The organism is Aeromonas sp. ZOR0002, assembly GCF_963866995.1.
GTDB lineage: Bacteria > Pseudomonadota > Gammaproteobacteria > Enterobacterales > Aeromonadaceae > Aeromonas > Aeromonas caviae.
The window spans coordinates 1-4,236 of record NZ_CAWMFQ010000147.1 but is presented as its reverse complement, the minus strand read 5'-3'; the positions used below and the strand labels follow the sequence as shown (position 1 = coordinate 4,236).

Below are 4,236 nucleotides of genomic sequence, written 5' to 3'. Positions count from 1 at the left end.
CATTATGAGTGCGATGCTCTAACCAACTGAGCTACATAGCCAACCGTGCTTCCAGTGAGTCGTTGCCTCGTCACTGTGCGGCCGGAATTATGCGTATCTGGCTCTGGGGCGTCAACCCTTTTTTTGTTTGAAAAAACGAATTTGGGTGCGTTTGGCGAGTTATTGGCCGCTGTCGTGCAAAAGCCCAACAATCTGGTTTTTTTTACGACATTCGCACCCAGATCGCGCCTCTGGCCAGATAAAAAAGAGGCCAGCAAATGCTGGCCTCTCATGGGGTTAGACGTTGAACAGGAAGTTCATGATATCGCCATCCTTGACGATGTAGTCTTTCCCTTCCGCGCGCATCTTGCCTGCTTCCTTGGCGCCTTGCTCACCCTTGTAGGTGATAAAGTCGTCGAAGGCGATGGTCTGGGCGCGAATAAAGCCTTTTTCGAAGTCGGTGTGGATCTTGCCAGCGGCCTGCGGGGCGGTGGCACCTACGGGAATGGTCCAGGCGCGCACTTCTTTCACACCGGCGGTGAAGTAGGTCTGCAACTTGAGCAGTTCGTATCCGGAGCGGATCACCCGGTTCAGGCCCGGCTCCTCGATGCCCAGATCCGCCATGAACTCGGCGCGGTCTTCGTCGTCCAGCTCGGCGATGTCCGCCTCGATGGCGCAGCAGACGACCACGACAACGGCGTTCTCGGCGGCGGCTATCTCACGGACCTGATCCAGATAGGGATTGTTCTCGAAGCCATCTTCCGCCACGTTGGCGATGTACATGGTGGGTTTGAGGGTCAGGAAGTTGAGGTGGCTGACGGCGTCCAGCTCATCCTTGTCCAGCTTCATGCCGCGGATCATCTGGCCGTTTTCCAGGGCAACCTTGATCTTCTCCAGCACTTCCACTTCCAGCTTGGCATCCTTGTCGCCGCCTTTGGCACGCTTGGACTGGCGATTGATGGCGCGCTCGCAGGCATCCAGGTCGGAGAGGGCCAGCTCGGTGTTGATCACCTCAATGTCGTCGGCCGGGGAGACCTTGCCCGCCACGTGGACGATGTTCTCGTCCTCGAAGCAGCGCACCACGTGACCGATGGCTTCGGTTTCACGGATGTTGGCGAGGAACTGGTTGCCAAGGCCTTCGCCCTTGGAGGCACCGGCCACCAGGCCAGCGATGTCCACGAACTCCATGGTGGTCGGCACGACACGCTGCGGATTGATGATGGCCGCCAGCTGGTCGAGGCGGGGATCCGGCATGGGGACCACACCCGTGTTCGGCTCAATGGTGCAGAACGGGAAGTTGGCGGCTTCGATGCCGGCCTTGGTCAGCGCATTGAACAGGGTGGATTTGCCTACATTGGGCAGGCCCACGATACCGCATTTAAAACCCATGGATTGTTACCTTGTTGATGGATGCTTCAAGGGGCCGCGCGGGCGGCCCGTGTCGTGTTGCTTGACCCCGAGGCGAGGGATCTCGCCAGGGGGCCGGTCATCTTGAACTGCCTGGCGATGCAGGCTGAAGGCCTAGACTTTCTCGGCCTTGAAACTGTGCAGGCGATTCATGGCCTTGGTCATGTCCTGCTTGAACAGGATGTCGGTGGCGCGCAGGGATTCGTCCAGCGCGGCCTCAATCAGACTCTGCTCACTGCTGGGCGCCTTGGTCAGCACGAAGCCGGCGACCAGCTCCTTGGCGCCCGGATGGCCGATGCCAAGGCGCAGCCGGAAGAAGTTATTGTTGTTGCCCATCCTGGCGATGATGTCCTTGAGGCCGTTATGGCCGCCGTGACCGCCCCCTTGCTTGAACTTGGCGATGCCGGGAGGCAGGTCCAGCTCGTCGTGGGCCACCAGGATCTCCTCCGGGGCGATCTGGTAGAAGCGCGCGAGCGCCGCCACGGCCTTGCCGGAGAGATTCATGTAGGTGTTCGGGATGAGCAGCCGCACATCCTGCCCGTCCACCAGGAAGCGGGCGGTGTGGCCGAAGAACTTGGGCTCTTCGCGCAGGCTGACATTGTGCCAGCGTGCCAGTTGCTCCACATACCAGGCGCCCGCATTGTGGCGGGTCTTGGCATATTCGGGGCCGGGATTACCCAGCCCGACAATCAGTTTGATTTGACTTGTCACGCTTGATGTCTTCACTCGCTACTTGCCATGGGCGGATGACCCGGGGCAATGGGACGCAATATTCTAGCCGCCGAGTGGCGATCACTCAACCAAAGTGCGGCAAGGTCGGGGAAAAGCTGGACAGAAGGGCTCGGGTGGGGTGGCTCGTCCGAGGTTTTCGTCTCTTGCCGAGTGGAGGCTGGCGGCTGGCGCCAGGCACCCAAAAAAACAAAAACCGCCATTCGGCGGTTTTTGTCACGACAGGGTCTATCAATGCTCGAACATGGCAGAGATGGACTCTTCGTTGCTGATGCGGCGAATCGCTTCGGCCAGCACGGAGGAGAGGGTCAGCTGCTTGACCTTGCCGACTGCCTTCATCTCCGGGGTGAGCGGGATGGAGTCGGTGATGATCAGCTCGTCGATGACCGAATTCTTGATGTTTTCAACGGCGGTGCCGGAGAAGACAGGGTGGGTCGCATAGGCGAACACGCGCTTGGCACCACGCTCTTTCAGCGCTTCGGCCGCTTTGCACAGGGTGCCGCCGGTGTCGATCATGTCGTCGACGATGACGCAGTCACGACCGGCTACGTCGCCGATCAGGTGCATGACCTGGGAGACGTTCGGACGGGGACGACGCTTGTCGATGATGGCGATGTCGGTGTCGTCCAGCAGCTTGGCGATGGCACGGGCACGGACCACGCCGCCGATGTCCGGTGACACGACCACGGGGGATTCGAGGTTCTTGGCCTTCATGTCTTCCAGCAGCACCGGGCTGCCGAACACGTTGTCGACGGGGACGTCGAAGAAACCCTGGATCTGCTCGGCATGCAGGTCAACGGTCAGCACACGGTCCACACCCACGCTGGAGAGGAAGTCGGCGACGACCTTGGCGGTGATGGGCACACGGGCGGAGCGGACGCGGCGGTCCTGACGGGCATAACCAAAGTAGGGGATAACGGCAGTGATACGGCCAGCTGAAGCACGACGCAGTGCATCCACCATGACGATCAATTCCATCAAATTGTCGTTGGTCGGGGCACAGGTGGATTGAATGATGAAGATATCGCCACCGCGTACATTCTCGTTGATCTGTACGCTGATCTCGCCGTCGCTAAAGCGACCTACGGCAGCATTGCCGAGTTTGATAAACAGGCGATCTGCGATCTTCTGGGCTAGTTCCGGCGTTGCGTTACCAGCAAACAGCTTCATGTCAGGCACGGTTTGAAACCTCGGGGTTGCATCCAGTATGTGGGGAGTCTGATTTTAGACCCGTATCGTTTGGGGGCAAACGATTTAGCAAGATGACGGACAAGGTCTCTGGGCGATGTCGAGGATGGCGTCTCATCACCCGCAGGGTGGGTGGACGGGAATCCACCTTGAGCGCCATCGCGTCAGATTGGCCCAAGACACATCGACGAGGTCAACACCTCCCGATGCGGCCTCAACAAGGAGAGAGTTGGCTGGGGTACTAGGATTCGAACCTAGGAATGGCGAGATCAAAACCCGCTGCCTTACCGCTTGGCGATACCCCAATCACTCACTTGTTGCAAAGTGACGAAGAGTGGTGATATGTTCTCGCCCTTGGCGACAAACCCATCCCAGCCTTCCGGCACTATTGCCAACGCCTTCCGAGCAGCCATTTCGTCTTCAAATCGAGCAAAGACGCAGGCGCCAGTGCCCGTCATTCTTGACGGCGCGTATTCTAGCAACCAGCCGAGCGCATTGGCAACCTCGGGGTGGCGCTTTTTCACCAGCAGTTCGCAATCGTTTTTCCACTCTCCTGCCAGCAGATTGTCCAGGGTCATCTTGGGGGTGTTGCGGGGCAGGTCGGGATCCTGGAACACGGCGGCGGTGGCCACATGGCAATCGGGCTTGAGTACCAGGTACCAGGCATCCGGCACCTCGACCGGTTGCAACCGCTCCCCCACGCCCTCTGCGAAGGCGGCCTTGCCCCGCACGAACACCGGCACGTCGGCGCCCAGCTGCACGCCGAGCTCGGCCAGCTCGTCTTCACTCAAGCCGGCTTGCCAGAGGTGGTTCAGGGCCACGAGGGTGGTGGCCGCGTCCGACGAGCCGCCCCCGATGCCACCGCCCATGGGCAGTACCTTCTCCAGCCGGATATGGGCTCCCTGCGGACTGGCCAACCGGCTCTGCAACAGG

At 60.1% G+C, this 4,236-nt stretch carries 4 protein-coding genes and 1 tRNA gene; all 5 read right to left on the bottom strand.

The features are described from left to right. Window positions 1-276: 276 nt before the first annotated feature. A complete protein-coding gene (gene ychF, locus AACR77_RS08985; RefSeq protein WP_010673843.1) occupies window positions 277-1,368 on the bottom strand; it encodes a redox-regulated ATPase YchF in 1,092 nt (363 codons plus the stop codon). A gap of 132 nt (window positions 1,369-1,500) precedes the next feature. After that, complete coding sequence (gene pth / locus AACR77_RS08980; RefSeq protein WP_041215615.1) at window positions 1,501-2,097, bottom strand: aminoacyl-tRNA hydrolase; 597 nt, start codon at window positions 2,095-2,097, stop codon at window positions 1,501-1,503. 249 nt (window positions 2,098-2,346) lie between these two features. Continuing rightward, window positions 2,347-3,294 (bottom strand): ribose-phosphate pyrophosphokinase, encoded by a 948-nt coding sequence (locus AACR77_RS08975; RefSeq protein ID WP_010673845.1) that lies wholly within the window; start codon window positions 3,292-3,294, stop codon window positions 2,347-2,349. Between the two features lie 239 nt (window positions 3,295-3,533). Beyond that, window positions 3,534-3,608, bottom strand: a tRNA-Gln gene (locus AACR77_RS08970). Continuing rightward, window positions 3,588-4,236 (bottom strand): 4-(cytidine 5'-diphospho)-2-C-methyl-D-erythritol kinase (gene ispE, locus AACR77_RS08965; RefSeq protein ID WP_156133354.1); only part of this gene is annotated, 649 nt, incomplete at its 5' end. The genes ispE and AACR77_RS08970, both read right to left, overlap by 21 nt.

Excerpts from the sequence above, each read along its gene's own strand:
- ychF (WP_010673843.1), bottom strand. The coding sequence starts at position 1,368 with ATGGGTTTTAAATGCGGTATCGTGGGCCTGCCCAATGTAGGCAAATCC.